The organism is Bacillus sp. FSL L8-0358, assembly GCF_038593095.1.
In the GTDB taxonomy this organism is placed as follows: domain Bacteria; phylum Bacillota; class Bacilli; order Bacillales; family Bacillaceae; genus Bacillus; species Bacillus subtilis.
On record NZ_CP151962.1, the window covers coordinates 2,269,230 to 2,292,613 of the forward strand.

A 23,384-nucleotide genomic window follows, 5' to 3' on the forward strand; every position below is an offset into this window, starting at 1 on the left:
CCTAGAATCTTCTGTTTCTCACATGCTCCCTTTCAGAGAATAGTATACACCTTCATATGATCTGTGCATAGAATAAACGTTATGTTTTTCCATGTTTTTTAACGAAAAAAAACTGCTGAAATCAGCAGTTTTCCGTTGCATTCTTATGAAAAATGAGTTTGTATCGTCTCTACGGCATTACCGTCCATAATGAGCTTACCATACTCTTGCAGGCGATAAATCGTTAAAGTTGTTGGATTGCCGTATTCGGCCAGAACCGCCACAACCCCTTCAGCCGTATGTGACCCTAGATCTTCAAGGCTTAAAAAGTACTGCCCGTCATAGTGGTAGACAGTTCCCCCTGTGATACCGATTCGCTGTAAGCTTTCTGAAAGCTGAATGATATCTTCAAAGGAATGGAATTGATATATGATGTCCGCGCTTTCATCAAGCTTGACTTGCATTTCGATGTAATCATCATCATACTCATCGTCTTCTGAATCGGCGTCTTGGTTCTTTGTTACAATCACGACCATCCCTTGTGCTTGGAGAGAATACACTTCCACTGCAATCGGTCCATTCGCTTCAAAGCCGAGCTCTGTATTTGCTTCATTCATCATATCTTTAAATAACTGGTGGACTTTAAATGAGTCCTTCCAGAGGTCTTCTTTTGTCAATCCCCGGTCTGTCAAATCATCGAGGGTTAAAAAGATTTTGATCTTATTATAATTCAGACGCTCAAGCCGCATAACGTTCCCTCCTGCCTCTACTTGCACACAAATCATATAACACATTATATGAGATGATGAGTCATAGGTTCTTAATTGTTATCAGTTTACACTGAGTTCACTAGTAAGACAAGCACAATGCAGTTTTTATTGCCATATGGATTTTTGCTTTTTAGAAGTTATTCTGGCCCGCAAAGAGTCACAATGTGTGTTTCAGGCTCAGCACCTAAACGAAGAGGCACTTTTGTCGTGCCGTAGCCGTTGCTGATCAGATATGCCGCGTTTTTAACAATACCTGTTTTCCCCAGTTCATAAGGGCCAAATTTTCCAAACCTGATCTGGCCTCCATGGGTATGTCCGCTGAATATCACATCAATACCGTCATCTTCATTGATTTGTTCATGAATCTCCGGATTATGGCAAACCAGAATATTCAGCTGGTTTTCATCAAGTTCTTTGATGGCTTCCTCATAATGATCCATCTCCATCCTGATATCATCCACCCCTGCAATCGCAATCGTATGTCCATTGTATGAAAACGGGACTGACTCATTTCTCAGAGTGATGACGCCGTGCGCTTTAAATATGGAATACAGCTTATGCTGCCTGACTTCATAATCATTATTCCCCCACACAAACACGATAGGGACCCCGAAATGTACGAGCCTTTTGATGTTTTCCTCGATTCTCGCACTGGGCACCCCGCCCTCAGCTAAATCACCGCCGATTATAACCAAGTGGGGGGCATGGCTTCGCGCTTTTTCTAAAAGGTCTTGATCGATGAGACGTTTGTGAATGTCTGAAATAAAAAAGATTGTCAGAGGCGGCTTGCCCTTCATCTTTGATAAAGGAAACGTATGTGTCTTCAAATGATTGCCTTTTGCTGTTGCATACATTTTTGCCGTCATTGCCGCTGCCGCAACAGTTAGAACACCGGCAATTTTCACTGATAGCTTCATAAAAACTCTCCATTCTTTTTAGAACTTATCAATAAGACGGACAATAAAAAAAAGACGTTTCTATCGTTTGAGAAAACGCCCCATTTTATTTACTTTCAAAATATAGATTAATGTCATATTTGTGCTTCATCATGTGAAAAACAGACTCTCTCGCCTTCCATTTATCAGGCTGCGGCCAGAGATCAGTGCTTTTCTGAATAATTTCACATCTCAGTTTATGGAAATCAGTCTCGGATTTTTCTTCCTTTTTCTTGAAATAATATGAAGTGCAGTAGGCAAAAGCGGTTGCCAGCATCCAAAATAAATAAAAGGTATGGCTAAGTATTTCTTGAAGTATAAGCTGAGGCTCCGGGCTTTTGATCATGATCATAACACATAATAAGCCTAGGCAGATAAGTGAAGCCCATCGCCATCTGCGGCATTGCGCTGCATAATTTTCGAATTTTTGTTTTCGTTTTACCAGCGCTTGGAGCATCTGTTTGGTCGGCGCGTCTGTAAACTGATCCAGCTGATTCCATAAGGATTCCATACGCTTCACACCTTGTCCATTTTCATTGCTACAATATATGAACGTAAAATAAAAATAATACCCTATTCATCCATTAAGGGGATGTCCAAAACTTGTCCGGTGTAAACATCATTTCCATTCAGATGATTATACGCTCGAATTTTTTCTTCTCCTGTCCGGCTTTTATAATACTTCATGGAAATGCGGTATAGCGTTTCTTTCTTTTGGACGGTGTGCTTGACAACGCGATTCGGCACATTTTGAACTGGCTCAGCCGGCTGCTGTTGCTGTTCTTGCTGTTGTATTGTTGATTGGGAAGAGGAAGCAGCCGCGGCGGTTGCTTCCTCCTTATTTGCCGAGTCTTTTTCCGCTACAGCAGTCTGTTTCTTATCAGCAGCTGTTTTTGCCGGCTCTTTTGGCTTGGAATCTTCTGGCTCTTTTTTTGACTCCTTCTGCAGTGCGGTTTCTTTAGTGTCTGCGGTATCGTTTTTATCCTCTGATTTCGGGACAACCTCATATTTGCTTTGGCTGCTGTCAATAAAAACATCTTCATAATCGTCATGATTATCCGGGTGGCTCTTTAGATAAAATAAGGTGACTAAAACGATAACCGGCACAAATACAAATATTACTGCGAGTACTGTGAATAATGGCGTTTTTGTTTTGCCTTGCTTTTTTTTCTGTTCTCTTTGATTTTTTACAGATTGTCTTGTCGGAAGGCTTTCTCCATCATCGACATAATCGTCCGCCAATGCGGCGTTTTGATCTTCATAAAGATTCTGGGCCTTTCTTCTCTCTACTCTCGACATGTTCGTCATGTTTATCCCTCCTCACATGTTCAAAACGAATCTGACAGGCAAACACGGCATCAATGATAAAATGCGCCGTCATCGGAACAAATAAATTGCCGGTCCATTCATACATCAGACCGAGCAAAAAGCTGATTGCTGCCACCATAATAAATAACAGCCATTTTGACAAATACCGAAAGTGCAGAGCGGCAAAGATAAGGCTGGCCGCCCATAAACCGATATGAGTCTGCAGCACTCCTCTGAATAACATTTCTTCCGCGAAAGCAATCAGAAGCGTTAAAAATATAATATGAGGGATTGACCTCTTACTGAATATTTTTTTATTGATTCCGCCGTCATCATATAAATGAGACGGCAACCATTTCATTACTGCCATATCGGCTAAAATAACAATAACAGCTATAGAAACACCATACCAGATGATTCGCATATCGCGAATGTCCCAGAGCTTTAATACGTCCCGTACATCCTCAAAAAAGAACAGTCCTGCTGCAGCAGCGGCAAAGATGATGAGTAGCTGCGTCAAATATAACTGCTTCAGCATATCACGGTCAGACATATGCTGAATATAATCTTTTTGCTGTTTCAGTTCAGCTCACCTACAGTCTGCAAGCTGAATATCCGGTGCAATTCCGAACTCCAGCTGTCTAATGGCGCCATTTTACTCCGTTCCCCTTTTTGTTCATACAAGGATAAATCAAAACCGCAATGTGAACAGCACGAGAGGTTTCCGTCATCAGGCTCGTATGATTCATCAAAGTAGGTTAACAGTGCCTGCCTTAAACAGCCGTCACGCTGAAGTAAAAATGATACACGGTGCATTTTTTCCAGCTTCAGCTCCATGCGATATGAAATTTCTTTCTTCATCAATTCAACTGATGTTTTTCCCTGCATAAAGAGATGAATCATCATACGGGCCTGTGTCTCTCCGACGCCATACTGAAGTAATACGTCACGAAGCCTTCTCTCATCCCGCTCCTCCGTCTTCTCTAGCACACGGATCACGTCGGCGATTTCTTCAGCTGTGACACTCTCCATCTGGATAATCTGTTCCTGCAATTCAAAATCCCCTGGCGCCCGTAGCAAAATGCTGACACTAGGCTTTCCATCGCGGCCCGCTCTGCCGATTTCCTGCATAAAAGCTTCTGCCGTCTGCGGGAGGTGAAAATGAATCACATATCTGATATCGGGTTTATCGACACCCATTCCAAACGCATTCGTACAACATATCACATCAAGCTGGTTATGAATAAACTGCTGCTGAATTAAAATCCTGTCCCCTGACTCCAAACCGCCATGGTAAAAGTCGGCTCTGCTGCTCGTTTTGCTTTTAATTTCACCCGCTAATTCCTCAGCCCATTTCCGTGTCGGACAATAAACAATTCCCGGACCTTGCAGGTTTTCAACCAGCTGAATGACCCTATCTATTTTTTCGGCAGTATCCGCCGCATTTTCAACCCTCAGTGCGATGTTTGGGCGGTTGACTGAGTTGAGATGGCGTACAGCATGCTGCAGCTCCAGCAGGTTCATGACATCTTGCAGCGTTTCCTTTGTAGCCGTGGCGGTCAATGCCAGAACGGGCGGGTGTCCAAGTTTTTTTCTCAGCTGTCCGAGCTTTGAATAATCAGGCCTGAAGTCGTGTCCCCATTCAGAAATACAATGCGCTTCGTCAATAACAAATAGGCTGATCGGGACGCTTTTCAATTTTTCCAATACATATGGAGACTGTAAAGCTTCAGGAGACAAGTACAAAAATTTATATCGATGAATATGTTCTAAAACAAATTGTCTTTCCTGCCTGTTTAGCATGCTGTTCAAAGCTGCAGCACGCTTTTCCCCCCGGGCTTTCAGCTGCTGCACCTGATCCTCCATTAAAGAAAGCAGCGGAGAAACGATTAATACCATGCCGTCAAGCATATAACCAGGCAGCTGGTAGCAAAGCGATTTCCCTCCCCCAGTCGGGAGCATTGCAATGGTATCCTTCCCGCTGAGTATGCTTTCAATAATGTCCTGCTGCCCTTTTTTAAAGGAAGTAAAACCAAAAAACTGATATAACGTTTGCTGTAATTTAGTCATATTGCTGCACCTGCTTTGTCAATGCCAGTCTGATTTGAAAGTAGCTGAACCGCTGTTCCAGCCCGTCGCGAATTTGTTTGATTTTATTCGTCCGCATCCGTTTGGCAAACTCTGCGATTCGGAGCTGGTCTTCTGCTGATACATAATCATTAATCATAAACGTAGGCTCATGGAGAGAAATCTCGACAATGTGGTCTTCAATCGTCGCTGTTTTCAGCTTTCTGATTTCAGCAATTCGCTGTATCGGAAACCCTTGTTTGACCATCTGCCATGTTTTCCTCGTCGACTCTGTCAGGGCATTATCTAAATGCACATCAGAAAGGAGATCCTTTAACAAAGCATCTTCACACTCCGGAAGAGAATGAATAAAATAATGTACCGAAGCCCAAAACATGATATAGACATACCATTCATCTTCTTTCAGCGTATCAGCAAGCTGCCTGCTCGTATAACCGATCCGATGGTGCGAGGTTAAGGAGTAGACAAAAATTTGAGCTGCTTTGTTTTCAATCTTTTTTAAATGCGCCTCAAGCATGGCAAAAAGGCTTTTTGCCATCTCTATATGATCCGTATGCCGGGACAGGTATTTCTTTACCCAGTGAAGTGTCTTATGATCCTTAGTGACAGGGATATACTGCCTGCTCCCTTGCTGTTTATGGGATAGGACCTGCACAAGCAGCGAAAGCCTTTTCCAAAGCACACCGGCAGCCTGCTGATAATGAGCGCCGTGACAATGAACGGGCCAAGGCCGCTCGCTAAGGGCATGCCTTAAAACTGCTGCGCCGCTGGCTGTCACTTTGTATGTATCAGTTTCAGACATTGGCGAGAGATATGAATGCTTTTCAAGCTTGTCAAGCGACTCAGAAACATCGCTTCTCGAACATTGCGCCGCCATTCCAAAGTATTTTGCAGTCTGAAATAAGCCGGCATCTTGAATGGTTTGTGACGATCTCTTGCCTTTGAATAGGTGAAAAACAGCGCTTCCCGACCGTTCCCCGTTTATTTTGCAAAGGCAATCGAGAACCATAATATCGAAGTAATTTAATGACAACCTATCCACCTACATTCTTCCTTACAAAAATCGTTGATTTGCTCTTTTTATTTTAACAGATTTCAAACAGAAATCGACGTTTAAAGTCATCATTAAGGGGGATGTTATGTAGATAACCCCTTATGTGATAAGCATTCTCAATCATTTTTCTGTTGAAATGTGGCAGCAACATCATTACAATAAGTAAGAGGAATAGGTGTTAAATTGATTAAATATAAAGATTGATCCATTTGTTCCACCAAGAACAATCTGGGAGGTTTTATTCATGGCAAAGTACACAATCGTAGACAAAGATACATGTATTGCATGCGGCGCTTGCGGAGCTGCTGCACCAGACATTTACGATTACGATGATGAAGGCATCGCGTTCGTAACGCTTGATGAAAACAAAGGTGTTGTCGAAGTTCCTGAGGTACTGGAAGAAGATATGATTGACGCATTTGAAGGATGCCCTACTGATTCCATCAAAGTGGCGGATGAGCCATTTGAAGGCGACCCGCTTAAATTTGAATAGAAGTAACTAAAAAAAGCTCCCGAACGGGAGCTTTTTTATTTAATGGATATGTGCACTTCGCTGCTGCTCAATCCATGGCTTAAGCTTGATAAAAATTAGTGAGAATACAACCGTAATTACAATACCTTTTATCATGTTAAACGGCAGGATACCTGCGACGACTGCTGTTTTTAGCGCGCTGTCGGATAATGCCGGTGAATGTAAAAACCACGTGTATGCCGGAAGTATCAGAACATAATTTAAAATACTCATTAAAATGGTCATCGCTGCAGTTCCCAAAAGCAGGCTAACAGCCAAGCCCTTTGCTGAGTTGAGTTTTTTAAATAAGAAAGCAGTCGGCAATATAAAGAGTGTTCCTGCAATAAAATTCGCAACTTGCCCTACAGGAACTCCGGCCATGCTTCCCTGAATGATATACTGAAGAACATTTTTTATCGCTTCTACGGCAATACCCGCCAAAGGTCCGTAAATCAGAATGGCAATAATAGCGGGAACGTCGCTAAAATCGATTTTCAAATAATCCGGAAGACCCGGAAACGGGAAATTTAACAGCATCAAAACAAATGCAATGCTGCTCAGCATGCTGACCACAACTAATTTTTTTACTTTCACTTCATTCTCTCCTTTTCGATCACATCTTACTCGAAAACGGAAAGGTTCTTTTCCAGCCAATAAAAAAACCGCTTCATATATAAAAGCGGGGTTTCGAAAATTAGGCTAGGCAAAGAAACGTTTGAAAAATTCAATTTCAAAACGCTTATGAACCTCCATCTTCTCCCATCCAGACTGTACTGTCGGCTCCGGAATCTCACCGAATCCTGCTGTAAAGACAGCTCGCGGGCTTAGAGCCATTGGCTCATCACCGCCGGTAGGGAATTTCACCCTGCCCCGAAGATTGATCATATGAAATTTAATTACATTATAAACGATAACTGGTTGGCTGTATAGAGAATTGCTTCAAATTATATATATTACCTGCAAGCTGTCAGATCATTGATTTATTAGGCTTTACTTTTATCCTTTACTGCGTCAATACACGTTGACACTCTTTTGAGAATATGTTAAATTATCAGATATTTAGTTTGTCAATTTAGGAGGAAATCTAACGATGTTTCGAGTATTGGTCTCAGACAAAATGAGCAACGACGGTTTACAGCCACTTATTGAATCAGACTTTATTGAAATCGTTCAAAAAAACGTAGCAGATGCAGAAGATGAATTACATACTTTTGATGCTCTTTTGGTGCGAAGTGCGACAAAAGTAACAGAAGACCTTTTCAACAAAATGACTTCTTTAAAAATTGTAGGAAGGGCCGGTGTCGGTGTCGATAATATCGATATTGATGAGGCTACGAAACACGGGGTAATCGTGATCAATGCTCCGAACGGCAACACCATTTCGACAGCTGAGCATACATTTGCAATGATCTCTTCTTTAATGAGACACATTCCGCAGGCTAATATCTCAGTGAAATCCAGAGAGTGGAACCGCACAGCTTACGTCGGTTCAGAGCTTTATGGAAAAACGCTTGGTATTGTAGGATTAGGCCGAATCGGAAGTGAAATTGCACAGCGTGCGAGAGCATTCGGTATGACTGTGCACGTTTTTGATCCGTTCTTAACGGAAGAAAGAGCGAAAAAAATCGGCGTAAACAGCCGTACATTTGAAGAAGTGCTTGAAAGTGCGGATATCATTACCGTTCACACGCCTTTAACAAAAGAAACAAAAGGCTTATTGAATAAAGAAACGATTGCAAAAACGAAAAAAGGCGTTCGCTTAATTAACTGTGCGCGAGGCGGAATTATCGATGAAGCAGCACTTCTCGAAGCTTTGGAAAACGGGCATGTTGCGGGAGCAGCGCTTGACGTTTTCGAAGTTGAACCGCCAGTTGACAACAAACTTGTTGATCACCCATTAGTCATTGCCACTCCTCACTTGGGAGCATCAACGAAAGAAGCACAGCTCAATGTCGCCGCCCAAGTGTCAGAAGAAGTTCTGCAGTTCGCAAAAGGCCTGCCTGTCATGTCAGCTATCAACCTGCCTGCCATGACAAAAGATGAATTTGCTAAAATTAAGCCTTACCATCAAATTGCAGGAAAAATTGGCAGCCTTGTATCACAGTGCATGAAAGAACCAGTACAGGATGTTGCCATTCAATATGAAGGCACAATTGCTAAACTTGAAACATCGTTCATTACAAAAGCCCTTCTGTCAGGCTTTTTAAAACCGCGCGTTGACTCTACTGTTAACGAGGTCAATGCCGGGGGTGTCGCAAAAGAACGCGGCATCAGCTTCAGTGAAAAAATTTCCTCTTCTGAATCTGGATACGATAACTGCATCAGCGTAAAAGTGACAGGAGACCGCAGCACCTTTACTGTAACGGCTACGTATATTCCTCATTTCGGAGAACGAATTGTCGAGATCAATGGATTTAATATTGATTTTTATCCGACAGGTCACTTGGTGTATATCCAGCATCAAGATACAACAGGTGTCATCGGCCGAGTAGGACGTATTCTCGGAGATAATGATATTAACATTGCAACCATGCAGGTTGGCCGTAAGGAAAAAGGCGGAGAAGCCATCATGATGCTTTCCTTTGACAGACATCTGGAAGATAAAATTGTGAAAGAACTAACAAATGTCCCTGATATTGTGTCTGTGAAGCTCATTGATCTGCCATAATCAAAAAAACTCAAGCTATATAGCTTGAGTTTTTTTATTGTTCTATCCCCGTGTGTTTTTATGCAAAATATCTAAGACACTCCTTAGCTCAGAAACAGGTATTTGACCTGGTGCGGACGCCTCTTCTCCAGCTCCAAAAGTACAAGCCGATCCAAAAACCTCACCGCTCAGCCTGCTGATGAGCCCTGTTGCAGCCATTGACATTGTAATAATGGGGCGGTCTGCATATTTTGTTTTCATTGTATACGTCGCATCAAGCAGTGTTAGGAGATCTCCAGTATCATTCGGCATGACAGCCATTTTTGGAATATGCGCGCCTAAGTCCTGCATTTTTCGAAGTCTGGAAAGTATCTCATCTTTTACAGGCGTTTTTTCAAAGTCGTGATTTGACATCACCACATAGACGTTGTTTTCTTCCGCCATCGATACTAACGCTTTTACATTTGCATCACCTGAAAATAATTCGATGTCTATCAGATCGATGTCTTTTGTTTGGATTGCCGATTCCAGCAAAGCAAGATAGGAGCTTTCGTCCATCTCCATGCTCCCGCCCTCTTTGTGGGTTCTGAATGTAAATAGAAATAGCTTGTCTTCTAAAGAATTACGAAGCTTAGAAATGAGCTTTGTGACCGCTTCTCTGTCATTCGCTTTTTCAAATACGTCGACTCTCCATTCAACAATGTCCGGATTCAGTAATTTTACTGCCTCTGCTTCATTCAGAATTTGTTTTTCCGTCTTTCCCATCAGCGGAACGATGATTTTCGGCATTCCTTCCCCGATGGAAACTCCTTTAATTGTTAACACGTTCACTCATCTCAAATCCTTTCAATCGTTACCTTGTTTTATTATACACGTACAACTTTTTTTTGAAAATTTCTATTATATGAATAGCAACTAAAAAAGAGCCTCAAAGGGCTCATTTTAGTTTAAGAAAATCGGATTTGGAGCAGCCGGTACCGGAATTGCATCTGATACGTCATATTTGCCGATTTTTTTCGTTCTGGTTTCCGTAAAGGTCACTTCTGTGAAGCCAAACTCTTTTGCGGTTAAAAGTAGTCCCTCAATCATTAAAATACCGGCAATAGAATCATCAACTTCTGAGTCCTTTGAAAAGCGGATATATAAGTGTTTCTGTTTCTTCGTTACAGATTGGACAGCACCCGCTTGAATAAGAGGTGTCGTATCTTCTTGGCTGCTCGATTCCATTTCCTTAATCGCTTCTTTTACTGTATCAAAAGAATTATTTGACGGAACGAGAAAGTCTTGTCCTTGTTTATTTTGGTACAAGTAGTAGGATCGTTTTGACTGTTTGGGAATCGAAATTTCCGTAAAAGTGCCATATGAGCCAATCCGAACCCCAGTCTCATTTTGATCCGATAAAAATTTGACTTTTTCATAAGGACTCCATTTTAAGGATTCTTTAAGCAATTTTTTTAACAGTGTATCATCTTTTACAGAAAATGCCGTAGCTGGCTGATGGACTCGTATACTTAATTCCTTCTGCTTTGGTTTTTCTTTTATTTCTACTTCATCTATGAAGGATGGAATTGTAATGGCATGATCCAAGATATCCAATTCACCACTTACAGTCAGCATGTCCTGGATCGTTTGGTATGCATTTGTTTTTTGAATGCTGACGGGTATGATTGCGGATGTATCGGCATCAGCAACTGCTACAGTGATGTAATTGTCTTGTTCCTTTTCAGGTACAACAAACGATGTATGATCCAGGGATGATGCAGCTTTTGGGCTGTCTTCTGTCTCAGTTTTTGTTACTGCGTTCTCTTGGGACGCTTCTTTTTGTTGAGGCTGTGCCTGATCAAAGAAATGAGGAGAAATAATGAAGGCGATATAAACCGCAATTGCAGCGGCACACGCGGGGCCAATCCACCTGACAGCGGGCTTATTTTTACGCTTTGCCATCGTCAGCCGCTTGTAAATATCCTGAGGCGAACGATGGTCTTTAACTGCCGGAAGTTGACTTAACAACTCCTTTATCTGTTCTTCGTTCCATTCTGACTTCATCATCCATTAGCTCCTCCCTCAAAAGCTCCATATGTTTCCGAAGTACTTTGAGCCCTCTGTGTTGAGTCGTTTTTACTTTGCTTTCCGAGAAGCGCAGAGCCTTGGCTGTTTCCTGTATTGAATATCCCTGAATAAACCGCAAGATAATCACAGCTCTTTGATCGATTGTACATTGATCAAGCGCAGCATAAATTTCCCGGACATTTTCATGTTGAACCGCAAGTTCGTCCGGTAGCAATTGCTGATCCCTGACATCCTGTGTATCCCAGTCAAATGTACCGAGTATACGCTGTCTGATTGTTTGCTGTTTACGGAACCAGTCTATCGCAACATGGCGTGCGATAGACAAAAGCCATGTTTTTTCACTGCTTCTTCCTTCAAACGTATGATAAGAATTTAATACCCGGATATAAACCTCTTGAAGAAGGTCTTCTGTCTGGTTTTTATCCTTTACCATATAAAATAAAAATTGGTACAAATCTTGATGATATGTATCATATAATAATTGAAAGGTTTCTTCCATTTGAAACCCCTCCGTTCACTTTTTTGTCGTATGAATAGCTTGAAAAGTTACATTACAACTATATTACGAGTAACTGGAATTTGGAAGGGAATTTATATTAACATATCCTTAAATTTTATTAATGTTGGCTATTAAAAAAACACCCGCTCAGTCAGCGGGTGTTTCTTATGGAACAAGATTCTTCGGCAAATTCAGACTCGATTTTACCGTTTTGTCGGAATATAAAAAGTAAATGTTGTTCCTTTATCTATTCGGCTGTGCACAGTAATTGATCCGTTGTGGGCTTCCACGATATTTTTAACGATAGCCAGCCCTAACCCGGTTCCTGCTCTGCCCCTTGTCCGCGCTTTATCTGCCTTATAAAACCGCTCAAAGATAAATGGCAGATCTTCTTCCGGTATGCCGGACCCGGAGTCTTTGATATCAATTTTCAATCCATCCTTCACAGAATGGACTGAAATGGAGACACTGCCACCGGATGAAGTATGCCGCAACGCGTTATCGATCAAATTGGTAAATACCTGCTCCATCTTGTCTTCATCAAACATAAATTCCTCTTCTGTGAGAGAAATGTCATGATGTAAAGCTATATTTTTTTCTTTCGCAACACCGGAAAACTTCCGAATGATCTTTTCTAAAAACTCATTCACATTGATTTTTTCATAATGTAAGCCTGTATGGCCTGATTCCATTCGGGCTAAATCAAGCAAATCATTAACTAAACGGCCCATTCGGAGCGATTCGTCATAAATGATTTGGGCAATTTCTTTCCGGTCTTCTTCAGAGCTTGCAATGTCATCGACAATTGCTTCACTGTATCCCTGAAGCATGGAGATCGGTGTTCTCAGCTCATGACTGACATTTGCGATAAAGTCCTCCCGCAGCTTATCAAGGCGGCGTTCTTCTGTCATGTCACGCAGTACGGCAACCGCTCCTCTGACGTGCGATTCCGCATAAAGCGGCGACATCAAAAGCACCCATGATCTGCCTTGAAGCGTCATCTCAATCATTTGTTCTTTTTCAGTGCTGACAGCGTTTTGAAACAGCTCTTTTGCTTCAGGCGGAAGGTTGTCGCCTTCTTTGATATTCATGTTCTGTTCATAATACCAAGCCTGAAGAAAACGTTCAGCCGGCGGGTTGGTCACAAGAATCGTACCGTCAATATTAATGGTAATAACCCCGTCAGCCATACTGCTCAAAATGTTAGAAAGCTGCTCTTTTTCTTGATTAAGCGCATTGATATGAAAGTTAAGCTGCCGGCCCATTTGATTAAAAGCGGTCGCCAGTTCACCGATTTCATCCTGAGTTAAAATCGGGATTTTTGTATCGAACTTGCCCTTCGCCAAATCCTGCGCGCCTTCTCTCATTTTTCGGAGAGGGTACGTGACCCTGCTTGATAAAAAGAATGCGAAAAATGTGGTCAGCACAATCGCAATTCCAGCGGCAAGAAAAATATAGCGGGTCGTATGTTTTGTTGTATCTTTAACGGCAAGCAAAGACTGGGATAAAAAGACCATGCCTTTCTTTCCGTCTTTTTCATACGGGACACCTACAATCAGGCGTTCATTATCCGTGTCTGTATCGCTCAGTCCCGTCCGTTTGCTTACTTTTTTATGGTCTTTGAGAGCTTTATTTAAGTCTTTGTCATGCTGTATTTGCTCAACCGTAATAGACGACAGGCGATTTTTATCATTCGGAGAATACCAGTGGTTCTTCTCATCCTGGATGATGGCAATGCTTGTTAAGTTATCAGCGAGCTCCCAAGTGATTGACCTTGCCAGTGCCTGGTCCTCGTGATTTTCTAGGATGACAGCAACTTTATTCGCAAGCTGTGTTAAATCATTCTCGGCTTCTTCCACATGGTAGTTTTCAATAAACTCCAGCAAAAGAACCGTTAAAATGAACAATACGATCAAGACGAGTGAAAGGATCGTAAACCACAGCTTGCCTACTACGCTTTTCCAAAATTTCATTCAGCGCCGACCTCGAATTTATAACCTACACCCCATACGGTGACAATTTTTTTCGCAGCTTCCGGAGATACCTTGTTCAGCTTCTCTCTCAAGCGTTTGACGTGAGTGTCCACTGTCCGTAAATCACCAAAAAACTCATATTGCCACACTTCTTTCAGAAGCTTTTCCCGATCATACACCTTGTCAGGCGTTTTCGCTAAGAAATATAGAAGCTCATACTCTTTTGGCGTCAGGCTCACTTCTGTTCCATCAGCTGTTACGCGGTGAGCATCATGGTCTATGGACAGATGTGAAAACACGAGCACATTTTTCGTCGGTGTATTGGCATTGAAATAAGAGGTTTGGGATGCTCTTCTCAAAAGGGCCTTTACACGCAGCACGACTTCTCTCGGGCTGAACGGCTTAACAATATAATCATCTGTTCCCGCTTCAAACCCCTGCACCCGGTTTGCTTCTTCTCCTTTTGCGGTCAGCATGATAATGGGTGTCGCTTTTTTTTCGCGAATTTGCCGGCACACTTCAATTCCATCAGTCCCCGGCATCATCAGATCAAGCAAAATTAAGTCATAATTGGCTTCTAGCCCTTTGGCAATGGCTTCATCACCATTTTCAGCTTCATCTATAGCATAATTTTCACGTTCAAGATACATTCTTAAAAGGCGGCGAATTCTGGCTTCGTCATCAACTACTAATATTTTTGTTTCGTTCGTTTGGTCCATGTTTTCCCCCTGCTTTCCTTCTGTTACTTTCATTTTATCAAATCGTGAGAAAGTTTGAGAACTGTGTCGCTTTCAAAGGACTATGCATAAGAATGAAGTCCGGCAAGCACAAGATTTACGAATATTAAATTAAACATAATAATAGCAAAACCGATTACGGCCAGCCATGCTGACTTCTCACCGTGCCAGCCTCTTGACAGTCTTAAATGCAAGTAAGCGGCATAGAACAAAAATGTGATCAGCGCCCATACTTCCTTAGGGTCCCAGCCCCAAAATCTGGTCCACGCGAGCTGAGCCCAAATCATTGCAAAGATCAGCGCGCCGAGTGTAAAGATCGGAAATCCGATTGATACGGCCCTGTACCCAACCTCATCCACCAGATCAAGATTGACGTTTTTCACCAGCGGATGTAATAGAGCGCTGATTCTTTTTCTGATGATCAGACGGAGAGCCCCATACAACACAAGACCTGCTCCAAATGACCAAATGACAGTGTTCACTTTTCTGCCTGAGAAAAGCGCGGGAAGATCAACAAGCGGTTCCATTCTTCCTTCGGTCAAAAGCTCTCCCTGATGTGGACCGACAAGCGCGGGCATTTCGTACACCATCACGCTTTTTTCTTTACTTTTGTCCACCCAGTTAAACTCCGCTTCATAGCCTGCAAGACGAAATGCTGATGTGATTGCAATAAAGGCGACGGTTGTGACCAGGATAAACATAATCGCTTCAAGCCAGAAGGTCTTTTTGCTTGGCTTTGTCTGGTCTACATGCTTCAAAAGAAAGATGACACCAGCGACAAAGCTGATGGCAAGTATAGCTTGCCCAAGCGCGGCCGTTGTTACATGAATATACAGCCAGTTGCTTTGGAGCGAAGGAATTAAAGGCGAGATATCTGTCGGAAACATGCTGGCGTAGGCAATCAGCAATAAAGCAATTGACAGCGTAAACAGGCCTAATGAAGGCAATCTATAGAGAAAATAAAGAATGATAAACGCCAAAACAAGCATCATACCAAAAGCGGTGGTGAATTCAAACATATTGCTGACCGGCGCATGGCCGCTGGCAGCCCACCTTGTGATGAAATATCCAAGGTGGCAGAAAAAACCGACAATAGAAAGGGTGATTCCAATGGTGGCCCATCTGTTTGGCCTGCCCTTTTTATCTTTATTCCCGCGTATGGCCCCGCCGAAAATCGGGACAGCGATTAAATACACAAGAAAGGCCGCATAAAGAAAATTTCCGCTCAGCTCTGCCATGACATCACTCCCTTTTCGCCTATTTCTGTGTTTTGATTAATTCTTTTTGGTCCGCCGGTTCAGTCAGTCCGGAATCAGCCAATATAAATGCTAAATCCTTCTTCAGGCCAAACCAGTTTTTATTGGTATGCCCCGCTACCATAACTGCGCCGTCCTGTGAGTGCAGCCAAATTCTTCGATGCTGCCAGTACATACCTTGAATGACACCGATCATAAAAATGGCTCCGCCGACAGCAAGCACCCAGAGTGTCAGATCCTTTCTGACTGTAAGTCCAGTAATGTTTTTCGTTTCGACATGGTCAAATTTCAGCTTGTATTTATTATTGCCTGATCCTTCGATGGTTTCTTGGATGGCGACAAAGCTCTTTTCGCCTTTCGGTTTGTCCGGCGTTATGATATTAAAGACAAAAGCCGGATTGTTAGGGATCTTTGTTTTTGTGCTCGGCTCTCCGTCCTGATTAAAATAGAAGTCTGGCAGGTAGCTGGCGATTTCCACCTTGTAACCGTTGCCAAGATCATAGACCGAATCTGGATCCAGAAGGTTGATCTTCAGGCTCCCAAAGGATTTTTTTGTTTTTTTATCAATCAGCTGGAACACCATTTGGTCAAGCTGATTCTCTTTGTAATCCACTTGGTAAACGGAAAAAGAATCAAAACGCAGCGGCTGATTGACACGGATGTCTTCTTCTGTTACTTTTTTCAGCTTCGGCTTCTCGCCATAAACAATTTTTCCTTCTCTCTTGTAGAGTACGGCATCGGTTTGAAAGTTCTTTGCCACTCTACCGTCCCCGACTCTGTCAATGGCATCTGCAAATACCTTTTTTTCCGTTTTGCTGTTATAGGTCTCTACGCTGAATTGATTGTTTTTCAAATAATATTTTCCGTCTGTACCCGGAATTGCTGCGGTTTCGCCTTCTCTGACCCAAAGCGTCTCATCAACGTACATGCCTGGCACAAATCTCAGCATCGCACCAACCAGAAAGATGATCAATCCAATGTGGTTGACATACGGGCCCCAGCGGGAAAAGCGTCCTTTTTCAGCAAGAATGCTGCCCTCTTTTTCTCTGATTCTATAATGTTTTTTCTTTAATAGAGCAACTATCTTTTCTTTCGATTCCCCGTTCAGTACAGTAACCGTTTCACTGAACAAGCGCTGCCTTCTTAAAAAAGCCGGGCTCCTTCTGACGCCTTGGTTTTTTAACGCTCTGTACAACGGAATGACCCGATCAAGGCTGCAAATCACGAGTGAAATGCCGATCGAGGCAATGAGCAGCAAATACCACCAAGAACCATATAAATGATGAAACCCGAGCAAATAATAAAGCTGGCCGAACGTGCCGTACTGCTCCTTGTAATAAGTATCAGCCTGTGCGCCCGGAGGCAGATAGGCTTCCTGGGGAAAAATGGTGCCGAACGCTGATGCGGCAAGGGTTATGACGATAAGCCATATTCCCACCTTAACCGAGGAAAAGAAATTCCAAATTTTGTCGATGATCGTTTTGTTATAGGTTTGCGAACGTCTTGCGCTTCCGTCATATCTCATATCAGCGAGCGGAGGTTGAGTTTCCTGAAGAGCTCTTCCGCACGATTCGCATAAAACGGTTCCGACCGGGTTTATATGTCCGCATTCACATTTGACTTGCTTCATCCCGAAGTCTCTCCGGGTTTTATGAGATTCATATAATCGTGTATCATGCTTTCTGTCATAGTGCCGGTCACCACCTTGACAACTTTTCCTTCGGGATTGATCAAAAAGGTTGTCGGAAGCGGAGATACGTCATAGGCATCAAGCACTTGGCGATCTGTATCCAGAACAACCGGGAAATTGACTCCGTAGGATTTCATAAAATTATGTACTGCTATCTTTGACTCCCCAACATTTACAGCGACAATTTCAACACCTTGGCTTTTAAAATGCTTATATTGGTTTGCCATATAAGGAAATTCTTTTTTGCACGGTTCACACCATGTACCCCAGAAATTCAAAAAAACACCTTTCCCTTTTAAGTCACTGAGCTCGATACGTTTCCCATTCGTATCCTCAAGGACAAAATTCGGTGCGTCGGACCCTTCGGATATACTCTCTTTGCCGGCAAATACAGCGTTGTAAATGGTATAGCCGAGTGCGCAGATTAAAACGAGAAGGATGCCGGTCCGAATGAATAAACGCCTTTTTTTCTTCATTGTCCACTGCCCCCTTCCCCCTATTGCAGATCCATTCAATTATATCATTGCACGTTCATTTCACATTTCTTACTTTTTGAAGGTTATGTGAAATTTAGAAAGCGTTTTTACCGTGATCCGCCAGTGCTCTGAGCCTTTTTACTTCGTGAGGCGTAAGCTCTCTGGCATCGCCCGTGTGCAGGCCTCGCAGGTTTAAAAACGCGTATTCCTCACGCTTCAGCTTGATTACCTCATGTCCGATCGCTTCAAACATGCGGCGCACCTGTCTGTTGCGTCCCTCATGGATCGTCAGCTGAATAATGCTTGTCTGCTTTTTCTTATCCAAAGACAGCAGCTTCGCTTTAGCAGGCGCTGTTTTGCCTTCTTCCAGCCTAATTCCGCGCTCCAGCTTTCTGAGCAGCTCTTTAGGCGGGATTCCTTTCACCTTCGCCACGTATGTTTTGTCTATTTCATACTTAGGGTGCATCAGCTTATTGGCGAATTCGCCATCATTGGTTAAAAGCAAAAGACCGCTCGTATCATAGTCCAGACGCCCAATCGGATATATGCGCTGCGGAATATTTTTAAAAAAGTCCGTCACCACTTTGCGTCCTTTATCATCTTGCGCTGCGGAAATAACGCCTCTTGGTTTATATAAGAGAAAGTAAACCGGCTCTTCGCGTTCAACCTTTAACCCGTTTACCTCAATCTGATCAGAACCGGTGACTTTAACACCTAGCTCTGTTACTACTTTGCCATTCACCTTTACTTTTCCTTCTTTAATCAGCTCTTCTGCCTTTCTGCGCGACGCAACTCCGGCATGAGCAATCACTTTTTGCAGTCTTTCCATGTCTTTCACCTCAAGTATTATCTTACTTTTTTCAACCTTAACAAACAAGCTTTTTCAAATTCCTATGCCAAATCTAAAAAAAACGCCGTTTTCAGGCGCTCCCAAATAATAACGTAACGATGATGATAGATGCAACTACGCCGATTAAATCTGCAAGAAGTCCCACCTTTAATGCATCACCCATTTTTTTAATGCCGACTGCTCCGAAATACACAGTCAGTACGTAAAGCGTTGTATCTGTAGATCCCTGCATGACGGAAGCCAGCCTGCCGATAAAGGAATCGGGCCCGTATACTGCAATTAAATCGGTCGTCATTCCGAGTGCGGCCGTACCGGAGATCGGGCGGATCAGAGCAAGCGGCACTACTTCAGCAGGGATGCCGATAGCGGAGAAAACCGGTTTTAAAAGATCCATTATAAAATCAAGCGCGCCTGATGATCTGAAAACAGTTATAGCGACAAGCATTCCGACTAAATAAGGGATAATGGAAAAGGCGATTTCTATCCCCTCTTTTCCGCCTTCGACAAACGATTCATATGTCGGAACCTTTTTGATCGTTCCATAAAGAAGAATTCCGGCAATAATGATTGGAATCATGGCTAAAGACAGCCAGTTGATGATTTCCATCCGCTCACCTTCCCTTCTTTTTGCGGCGGTAATAAAAATACCGATCAATGATAATGGCACCGATTCCAGAAATAAGCGTTGCCAAAATGCTTGGCCCGACGATATCTGTCGGCGTTTTGGAGGAATAAGCCATTCGGACAGCGATCACCGTTGTCGGGATGAGTGTGATGCAGGACGTATTAACAGCTAAAAAAGTAATCATCGACCGGCTTGCTTCCGATCGGTTTCCGTTCAGCTTTTTCATTTGTTCCATTGCTTTAATGCCAAGCGGAGTTGCTGCATTTCCGAGGCCGAAGAAATTCGCCATAAGATTAGATAAAATATAGCCCATCGCCGGGTGATCCGGCGGTATATCAGGAAACAGTTTAGATATAAAAGGCCTGCACATCCGGCTGAAAATATCCAAAAGCCCTGACTGCTCGGCGATTTTCATTAAGCCAAGCCAGAAAACAAGCACGCTCATCAATCCAAATGAGATCGTAATCGCTTCTTTCGCACCCTTAAACACGGCTTCATTTACATCTTGCAGAGTTCCGTTGCACATCGCAAAAACGAGTCCGATCACGGTTAAACTGACCCAAATTATATTGACCATTTTGCTCCGCCTGCCGCATTCAGAAAGATTGATTTAAACGTTTCAAAAAATTGTTTCTTCGGTTTTTGATGCCGCTCATTTTCATAATAGATCGGCACTTTTGCGATGGTTGCATCGTTGAACATGATCTCCATGTGCCCTACGATGTCAGGGATTTTCGAGGCATCTTTTTCCCATGCTTTTTTCGGCTTGAGCAGTGTGGTATTAATTTTCACATCTTCTTTTTCCTCTTCGGTCAGCAAATAGGTGATATCACGTTTGATAAAAGCCTTCGATTCATAAAATGTGCCTTTCAGCTTTGGAATATCCCCTTTTTTTGCAATTAAATAGGTTTGATAATGCTCAAACACATAGTTAAACATCTTCATATGGTCATCCCAATCATTAGGGTCATTAATGGTGACGGCTATCAGGTCAATGCCGTCCTTTGAAGCCGTAGAGACCAGTGTCCGTTTTGCAAGTTTTGTATAGCCTGTTTTTCCTCCTGTGCTGTACGGATAAAGCATGGTCAGCAGTTTATTTTTGTTTTTCCATACGCTTTCCATTGTTTCCGCTTTGTATATTTTTGTGCCTGAAATCTTTTGATAGTCTTTCAGCTTCATAGCATATTTTGTTAAAATGGCCATGTCATAGGCTGTTGAATAATGATTTTCATGGTCGTCCAATCCGTGCGGGTTTTGAAAACGGGTGTTTTTCATACCAAGCTGCTCGGCTTTTTGATTCATCATATAAACAAACCCATCGAGGCTCCCACCGACATGCTCAGCAATCGCGACAGCGGCATCGTTTCCTGATCTTAGCATCAGGCCATACACAAGATCTTTTAGCTTCACTTTTTGACCTTCTGTTAAATAAATGGCGGAGCCTTCTGTTCTGACAGCATTTGCCGAAACCGTCACCGTTTGATCCATTTTGCCGGATTCGATGGCGAGGACGGCGGTCATAATTTTTGTGATGCTCGCGATCCGCCTTTTTTGATGCTCATCCTTGGCATATAACACTCTGCCTGACGCACCGTCAATAATGATCGCGCTCTTTGCACTGACATCTATAGCAGCATGTGCTGTATTCACATTTACAGTTGCAATAAGAAAAGAAATCATGATCACGAATACTGCTTTTTTGAAAATGCGCATGTTTGCTCACGTCCTTGTGGTGGTTTGTACAAGTTTATGCGCACGTCCATCAGTTATGAATAACAATTATATTTCTGGAAGCAAACATAAAAAAACTCTCCCTGAAAAAGGGAGAGTAAACGTTATCTGATTGGCGCCATGCTTGATCCGGACGCTTCGTAATGAGCCAGCTCTTCCCTCATTTTCAGAAAGGCAGCGCTCAACGGCAATAATAATTGCTCAAGCGACGCAGGAACAGCATGATAAAACTCAATTGCGCTGACCCCTGTATAAGACGCCCGGCTATTTTCACACCACGTGTCTTTTTTCGGCATAAAGAACTCTTCAATGCATTGGTGATACACATTATAAAGTGTTTTTTCCGCTCTGGCTTCCTGAAAAGGCTCCTGCATCAGGAGACGGCGGCACGCTTCTGCGCCTCCTTCACAAAATACTGCCATTCTTCTCAGAGTGCTCAGCACATCACAGCAGTATCCTTTTTCAATAGGCAATTCAGCCTGTAAGGACTCAAGCGTCGTTTGATTTAGGTAATCGTTCACGGTATTGACAACCATTGATAAGAATTCGCCTGTTTTTTGAGTCTGCGCTCGCACAATCGAATGTCCCATTTCGTTTGGTATCTTCCCCTCATGTCTTTGTCTCTCACATTTTGCTTCTTTCATGATAGCTTCTTCCTTATATCTTATGATGATGAAAAAGCGCGATTCATTAAACTTCTATTTTATATCTTCGAAGGTTTGGTTAAAGTTTTCAAAAAATAAATCTGCTTCTTCTTGAAGAACGTCTTCTTCCGCATTTTCAGGCAGCGGCGGAAGCTCGTCCAGCGTTTTCAGACCGAATTGTTCAAGAAAAGTCGGCGTAGTACCGTATAAAATGGCCCGCCCCGGACCATCGGCACGCCCTACTTCACACAATAGCGCCTTCGCGACAAGACTGTGTAAAATCCGCTCTGATTTTACTCCTCTGATTTCTTCAATTTCTGCTCTCGTAATTGGCTGTTTGTATGAAACAATGGCCAGTACTTCTAAAGATGCTTGAGAAAGGCCCTTTGACGGCACTTCAATCAGTTTTTTCAAGTAAGGCGCAAAGTCTTTTTTGGTAGAGAGCATGTACGTATCTGCATACTCAATAAGTTCAATCCCTCGTGTATCTCCGCGGTATTCGTCCGCCACATCCGCCATGATCGTGTTCAGTTCAGGCTCTTCGATTTCAAGCACTGTTAACAGCTGCTTTTTTGTAAGCCCTTCATCGCCTGCCGCATAAAGAAGGGCTTCCACAATAGCTTTCCAATTCACGATATCAAGCCCCATGAATGGATTCACTCCCCGTAATGTAAATATCTGAAAAATTGTGCTCCTGTTCAATGAGGACCAGCTGATTTTTCATCAGCTCGAGAACAGCTAGAAAGGTCACTACTAAATGTTCTTTTTGCTCATATGGAAACAGATCCATAAAGTTGATTCTCGTTCCTCTAGATTTCAAGCTGTGCACGATTTCGTTCATTCTGGCTTCGATTGGTATGTCCTGTCTTGTAATTGTTGTTTCCATCGGCCTGTTAATTTTTTTGCGTTTCAGCACTTTTTGAAAAGCTCCGATCATATCATAGACCGTGACAGAGAGCTTTTGCTCAGACTGTTTTACTTCTTTTGCATATTCACTCAAATCACTCGGCGGTTTCGTGAACGATTTTTGTCTTTCTTCTTCCCGTTCTTTTAAATCCTTCGCCGCATCTTTATATTTTCGATACTCAATCAGCTTTTCAATCAGTTCCTCCCGCGGATCTTCTTCTTCAAGTAATTCATCTTCAAAAAGCTCCTCCTCTTGCTTCGGGAGCAGCATTCTGCTTTTAATGCTGAGCAGCGTGGCAGCCATAACCAAATACTCGCTGGCAATATCGAGCTCAAGCACACGCATCGTATGTACATATAATAAATATTGTTCAGTGATCTTCGCCACAGGTATATCATATATGTCAATTTCAAGACGATTGATTAAATGAAGCAGCAGGTCCAATGGGCCCTCAAACGTATCAATTTTCACTTGATATTCTTCCATCTTCTCACCATTTTCAAGTATCACTCTCATTGCCGGAAAAACTGGCTACCCTATAGTATAAGCCACCAAAAAGCTCTCGTCCAATACTATTTCATTTCCTGTTTTGAACAAGTTGGTACAGAATATTCAAAACACGAGAGGTGTTTGC

General features: G+C 42.7%; 25 protein-coding genes and 1 riboswitch. Of the genes, 2 read left to right on the forward strand and 23 right to left on the reverse strand.

All coding sequences use genetic code 11. The features are described from left to right. Positions 1-143: 143 nt before the first annotated feature. The 7 genes from NYE49_RS11485 to NYE49_RS11515 form a co-directional block, all read right to left on the reverse strand. Entirely contained in the window at positions 144-728 is a 585-nt protein-coding gene (locus NYE49_RS11485; protein ID WP_003230533.1) for a genetic competence negative regulator, read from the reverse strand. Between the two features lie 158 nt (positions 729-886). Continuing rightward, a complete protein-coding gene (locus tag NYE49_RS11490) occupies positions 887-1,666 on the reverse strand; it encodes a metallophosphoesterase (RefSeq protein ID WP_047182815.1) in 780 nt (259 codons plus the stop codon). Positions 1,667-1,751: 85 nt separating this feature from the next. Continuing rightward, positions 1,752-2,195, reverse strand: a complete 444-nt coding sequence (locus NYE49_RS11495; RefSeq protein ID WP_003230531.1) for a YpbF family protein — start codon at positions 2,193-2,195, stop codon at positions 1,752-1,754. 62 nt (positions 2,196-2,257) lie between these two features. Next, positions 2,258-2,992: a LysM peptidoglycan-binding domain-containing protein gene (locus tag NYE49_RS11500; protein WP_047182816.1), complete on the reverse strand. Its 735-nt coding sequence runs from the start codon at positions 2,990-2,992 to the stop codon at positions 2,258-2,260. Beyond that, complete coding sequence (locus NYE49_RS11505) at positions 2,943-3,545, reverse strand: CPBP family intramembrane glutamic endopeptidase (protein ID WP_047182817.1); 603 nt, start codon at positions 3,543-3,545, stop codon at positions 2,943-2,945. The genes NYE49_RS11500 and NYE49_RS11505 overlap by 50 nt, the downstream gene beginning before the upstream one ends. 26 nt (positions 3,546-3,571) lie before the next feature. Continuing rightward, positions 3,572-5,062 carry an ATP-dependent DNA helicase RecQ gene (locus tag NYE49_RS11510; protein ID WP_047182818.1) on the reverse strand — a complete coding sequence of 497 codons (1,491 nt, stop codon included), beginning with the start codon at positions 5,060-5,062 and terminating at the stop codon, positions 3,572-3,574. After that, positions 5,055-6,113, reverse strand: a complete 1,059-nt coding sequence (locus NYE49_RS11515; RefSeq protein ID WP_015483390.1) for a helix-turn-helix domain-containing protein — start codon at positions 6,111-6,113, stop codon at positions 5,055-5,057. The genes NYE49_RS11510 and NYE49_RS11515 overlap by 8 nt, the downstream gene beginning before the upstream one ends. 265 nt (positions 6,114-6,378) lie before the next feature. Here NYE49_RS11515 and NYE49_RS11520 point away from each other — a divergent pair, with 265 nt between their 5' ends. Continuing rightward, entirely contained in the window at positions 6,379-6,627 is a 249-nt protein-coding gene (locus NYE49_RS11520; protein ID WP_003225461.1) for a ferredoxin, read from the forward strand. 39 nt (positions 6,628-6,666) lie between these two features. Here NYE49_RS11520 and fmnP read toward each other — a convergent pair whose 3' ends face one another. Further along, positions 6,667-7,239 carry a riboflavin transporter FmnP gene (gene fmnP / locus NYE49_RS11525; protein WP_004399159.1) on the reverse strand — a complete coding sequence of 191 codons (573 nt, stop codon included), beginning with the start codon at positions 7,237-7,239 and terminating at the stop codon, positions 6,667-6,669. A 153-nt stretch (positions 7,240-7,392) separates the two neighbouring features. Next, positions 7,393-7,527, reverse strand: a riboswitch (FMN riboswitch). A gap of 208 nt (positions 7,528-7,735) precedes the next feature. Between fmnP and serA the strand changes: the two genes are divergently transcribed. After that, on the forward strand, positions 7,736-9,313 hold the full coding sequence (gene serA / locus NYE49_RS11530; RefSeq protein ID WP_004398713.1) for a phosphoglycerate dehydrogenase: 1,578 nt from the start codon (positions 7,736-7,738) through the stop codon (positions 9,311-9,313). 42 nt (positions 9,314-9,355) lie between these two features. Here the strand turns inward: serA and aroD are convergent, their stop codons facing one another. The 15 genes from aroD to scpA all read right to left on the reverse strand — a co-directional run bounded on the left by aroD (position 9,356) and on the right by scpA (position 23,236). After that, positions 9,356-10,123, reverse strand: a complete 768-nt coding sequence (aroD, locus tag NYE49_RS11535; protein ID WP_047182820.1) for a type I 3-dehydroquinate dehydratase — start codon at positions 10,121-10,123, stop codon at positions 9,356-9,358. 111 nt (positions 10,124-10,234) lie between these two features. Further along, positions 10,235-11,341 (reverse strand): anti-sigma-X factor RsiX, encoded by a 1,107-nt coding sequence (rsiX, locus tag NYE49_RS11540; protein ID WP_047182821.1) that lies wholly within the window; start codon positions 11,339-11,341, stop codon positions 10,235-10,237. Further along, positions 11,277-11,861, reverse strand: a complete 585-nt coding sequence (gene sigX / locus NYE49_RS11545; RefSeq protein ID WP_003230521.1) for an RNA polymerase sigma factor SigX — start codon at positions 11,859-11,861, stop codon at positions 11,277-11,279. Before sigX ends, rsiX begins: the two co-directional genes overlap by 65 nt. Positions 11,862-12,064: 203 nt before the next feature. Further along, the gene (resE, locus tag NYE49_RS11550; RefSeq protein ID WP_021481567.1) at positions 12,065-13,834 is read right to left on the reverse strand and encodes a sensor histidine kinase ResE; all 1,770 of its coding nucleotides are present in this window, start codon (positions 13,832-13,834) and stop codon (positions 12,065-12,067) included. Then, a complete protein-coding gene (resD, locus tag NYE49_RS11555) occupies positions 13,831-14,553 on the reverse strand; it encodes a DNA-binding response regulator ResD (RefSeq protein WP_003246107.1) in 723 nt (240 codons plus the stop codon). Before resD ends, resE begins: the two co-directional genes overlap by 4 nt. Before the next feature lie 80 nt (positions 14,554-14,633). Then, positions 14,634-15,809, reverse strand: coding sequence for a cytochrome c biogenesis protein ResC (gene resC / locus NYE49_RS11560; protein ID WP_047182822.1), 1,176 nt, complete (start codon positions 15,807-15,809; stop codon positions 14,634-14,636). A 19-nt stretch (positions 15,810-15,828) separates the two neighbouring features. Further along, a complete protein-coding gene (gene resB, locus NYE49_RS11565) occupies positions 15,829-17,457 on the reverse strand; it encodes a cytochrome c biogenesis protein ResB (protein WP_047182823.1) in 1,629 nt (542 codons plus the stop codon). Further along, entirely contained in the window at positions 17,454-17,993 is a 540-nt protein-coding gene (gene resA, locus NYE49_RS11570; RefSeq protein ID WP_003230513.1) for a thiol-disulfide oxidoreductase ResA, read from the reverse strand. Before resA ends, resB begins: the two co-directional genes overlap by 4 nt. Before the next feature lie 94 nt (positions 17,994-18,087). Next, positions 18,088-18,822 carry a 23S rRNA pseudouridine(2605) synthase RluB gene (rluB, locus tag NYE49_RS11575; protein ID WP_004398815.1) on the reverse strand — a complete coding sequence of 245 codons (735 nt, stop codon included), beginning with the start codon at positions 18,820-18,822 and terminating at the stop codon, positions 18,088-18,090. A gap of 91 nt (positions 18,823-18,913) precedes the next feature. Next, positions 18,914-19,450: a spore maturation protein SpmB gene (gene spmB / locus NYE49_RS11580; protein WP_003223896.1), complete on the reverse strand. Its 537-nt coding sequence runs from the start codon at positions 19,448-19,450 to the stop codon at positions 18,914-18,916. Between the two features lie 4 nt (positions 19,451-19,454). Then, a complete protein-coding gene (spmA, locus tag NYE49_RS11585; RefSeq protein WP_004398980.1) occupies positions 19,455-20,045 on the reverse strand; it encodes a spore maturation protein SpmA in 591 nt (196 codons plus the stop codon). Next, positions 20,033-21,181, reverse strand: a complete 1,149-nt coding sequence (dacB, locus tag NYE49_RS11590; protein WP_014480157.1) for a D-alanyl-D-alanine carboxypeptidase DacB — start codon at positions 21,179-21,181, stop codon at positions 20,033-20,035. Before dacB ends, spmA begins: the two co-directional genes overlap by 13 nt. A gap of 122 nt (positions 21,182-21,303) precedes the next feature. Then, on the reverse strand, positions 21,304-21,843 hold the full coding sequence (locus NYE49_RS11595) for a YpuI family protein (protein WP_014477219.1): 540 nt from the start codon (positions 21,841-21,843) through the stop codon (positions 21,304-21,306). 54 nt (positions 21,844-21,897) lie between these two features. Further along, entirely contained in the window at positions 21,898-22,491 is a 594-nt protein-coding gene (scpB, locus tag NYE49_RS11600) for an SMC-Scp complex subunit ScpB (RefSeq protein ID WP_003223904.1), read from the reverse strand. Then, positions 22,481-23,236 carry a segregation/condensation protein A gene (gene scpA, locus NYE49_RS11605; protein ID WP_003246108.1) on the reverse strand — a complete coding sequence of 252 codons (756 nt, stop codon included), beginning with the start codon at positions 23,234-23,236 and terminating at the stop codon, positions 22,481-22,483. The genes scpB and scpA overlap by 11 nt, the downstream gene beginning before the upstream one ends. Positions 23,237-23,384 lie beyond the last annotated feature (148 nt).

Bases quoted from the DNA above. Each gene is read 5' to 3' on its own strand.
- NYE49_RS11485 (WP_003230533.1), bottom strand. From the start codon at position 728: ATGCGGCTTGAGCGTCTGAATTATAATAAGATCAAAATCTTTTTAACC.
- NYE49_RS11490 (WP_047182815.1), bottom strand. From the start codon at position 1,666: ATGAAGCTATCAGTGAAAATTGCCGGTGTTCTAACTGTTGCGGCAGCG.
- NYE49_RS11495 (WP_003230531.1), bottom strand. From the start codon at position 2,195: ATGGAATCCTTATGGAATCAGCTGGATCAGTTTACAGACGCGCCGACC.
- NYE49_RS11500 (WP_047182816.1), bottom strand. From the start codon at position 2,992: ATGACGAACATGTCGAGAGTAGAGAGAAGAAAGGCCCAGAATCTTTAT.
- NYE49_RS11505 (WP_047182817.1), bottom strand. From the start codon at position 3,545: ATGTCTGACCGTGATATGCTGAAGCAGTTATATTTGACGCAGCTACTC.
- NYE49_RS11510 (WP_047182818.1), bottom strand. From the start codon at position 5,062: ATGACTAAATTACAGCAAACGTTATATCAGTTTTTTGGTTTTACTTCC.
- NYE49_RS11520 (WP_003225461.1), top strand. From the start codon at position 6,379: ATGGCAAAGTACACAATCGTAGACAAAGATACATGTATTGCATGCGGC.
- serA (WP_004398713.1), top strand. From the start codon at position 7,736: ATGTTTCGAGTATTGGTCTCAGACAAAATGAGCAACGACGGTTTACAG.
- rsiX (WP_047182821.1), bottom strand. From the start codon at position 11,341: ATGATGAAGTCAGAATGGAACGAAGAACAGATAAAGGAGTTGTTAAGT.
- sigX (WP_003230521.1), bottom strand. From the start codon at position 11,861: ATGGAAGAAACCTTTCAATTATTATATGATACATATCATCAAGATTTG.
- resE (WP_021481567.1), bottom strand. From the start codon at position 13,834: ATGAAATTTTGGAAAAGCGTAGTAGGCAAGCTGTGGTTTACGATCCTT.
- resD (WP_003246107.1), bottom strand. From the start codon at position 14,553: ATGGACCAAACGAACGAAACAAAAATATTAGTAGTTGATGACGAAGCC.
- resC (WP_047182822.1), bottom strand. From the start codon at position 15,809: ATGGCAGAGCTGAGCGGAAATTTTCTTTATGCGGCCTTTCTTGTGTAT.
- resB (WP_047182823.1), bottom strand. From the start codon at position 17,457: ATGAAGCAAGTCAAATGTGAATGCGGACATATAAACCCGGTCGGAACC.
- resA (WP_003230513.1), bottom strand. From the start codon at position 17,993: ATGAAGAAAAAAAGGCGTTTATTCATTCGGACCGGCATCCTTCTCGTT.
- rluB (WP_004398815.1), bottom strand. From the start codon at position 18,822: ATGGAAAGACTGCAAAAAGTGATTGCTCATGCCGGAGTTGCGTCGCGC.
- spmB (WP_003223896.1), bottom strand. From the start codon at position 19,450: ATGGAAATCATCAACTGGCTGTCTTTAGCCATGATTCCAATCATTATT.
- spmA (WP_004398980.1), bottom strand. From the start codon at position 20,045: ATGGTCAATATAATTTGGGTCAGTTTAACCGTGATCGGACTCGTTTTT.
- dacB (WP_014480157.1), bottom strand. From the start codon at position 21,181: ATGCGCATTTTCAAAAAAGCAGTATTCGTGATCATGATTTCTTTTCTT.
- NYE49_RS11595 (WP_014477219.1), bottom strand. From the start codon at position 21,843: ATGAAAGAAGCAAAATGTGAGAGACAAAGACATGAGGGGAAGATACCA.
- scpB (WP_003223904.1), bottom strand. From the start codon at position 22,491: ATGGGGCTTGATATCGTGAATTGGAAAGCTATTGTGGAAGCCCTTCTT.
- scpA (WP_003246108.1), bottom strand. From the start codon at position 23,236: ATGGAAGAATATCAAGTGAAAATTGATACGTTTGAGGGCCCATTGGAC.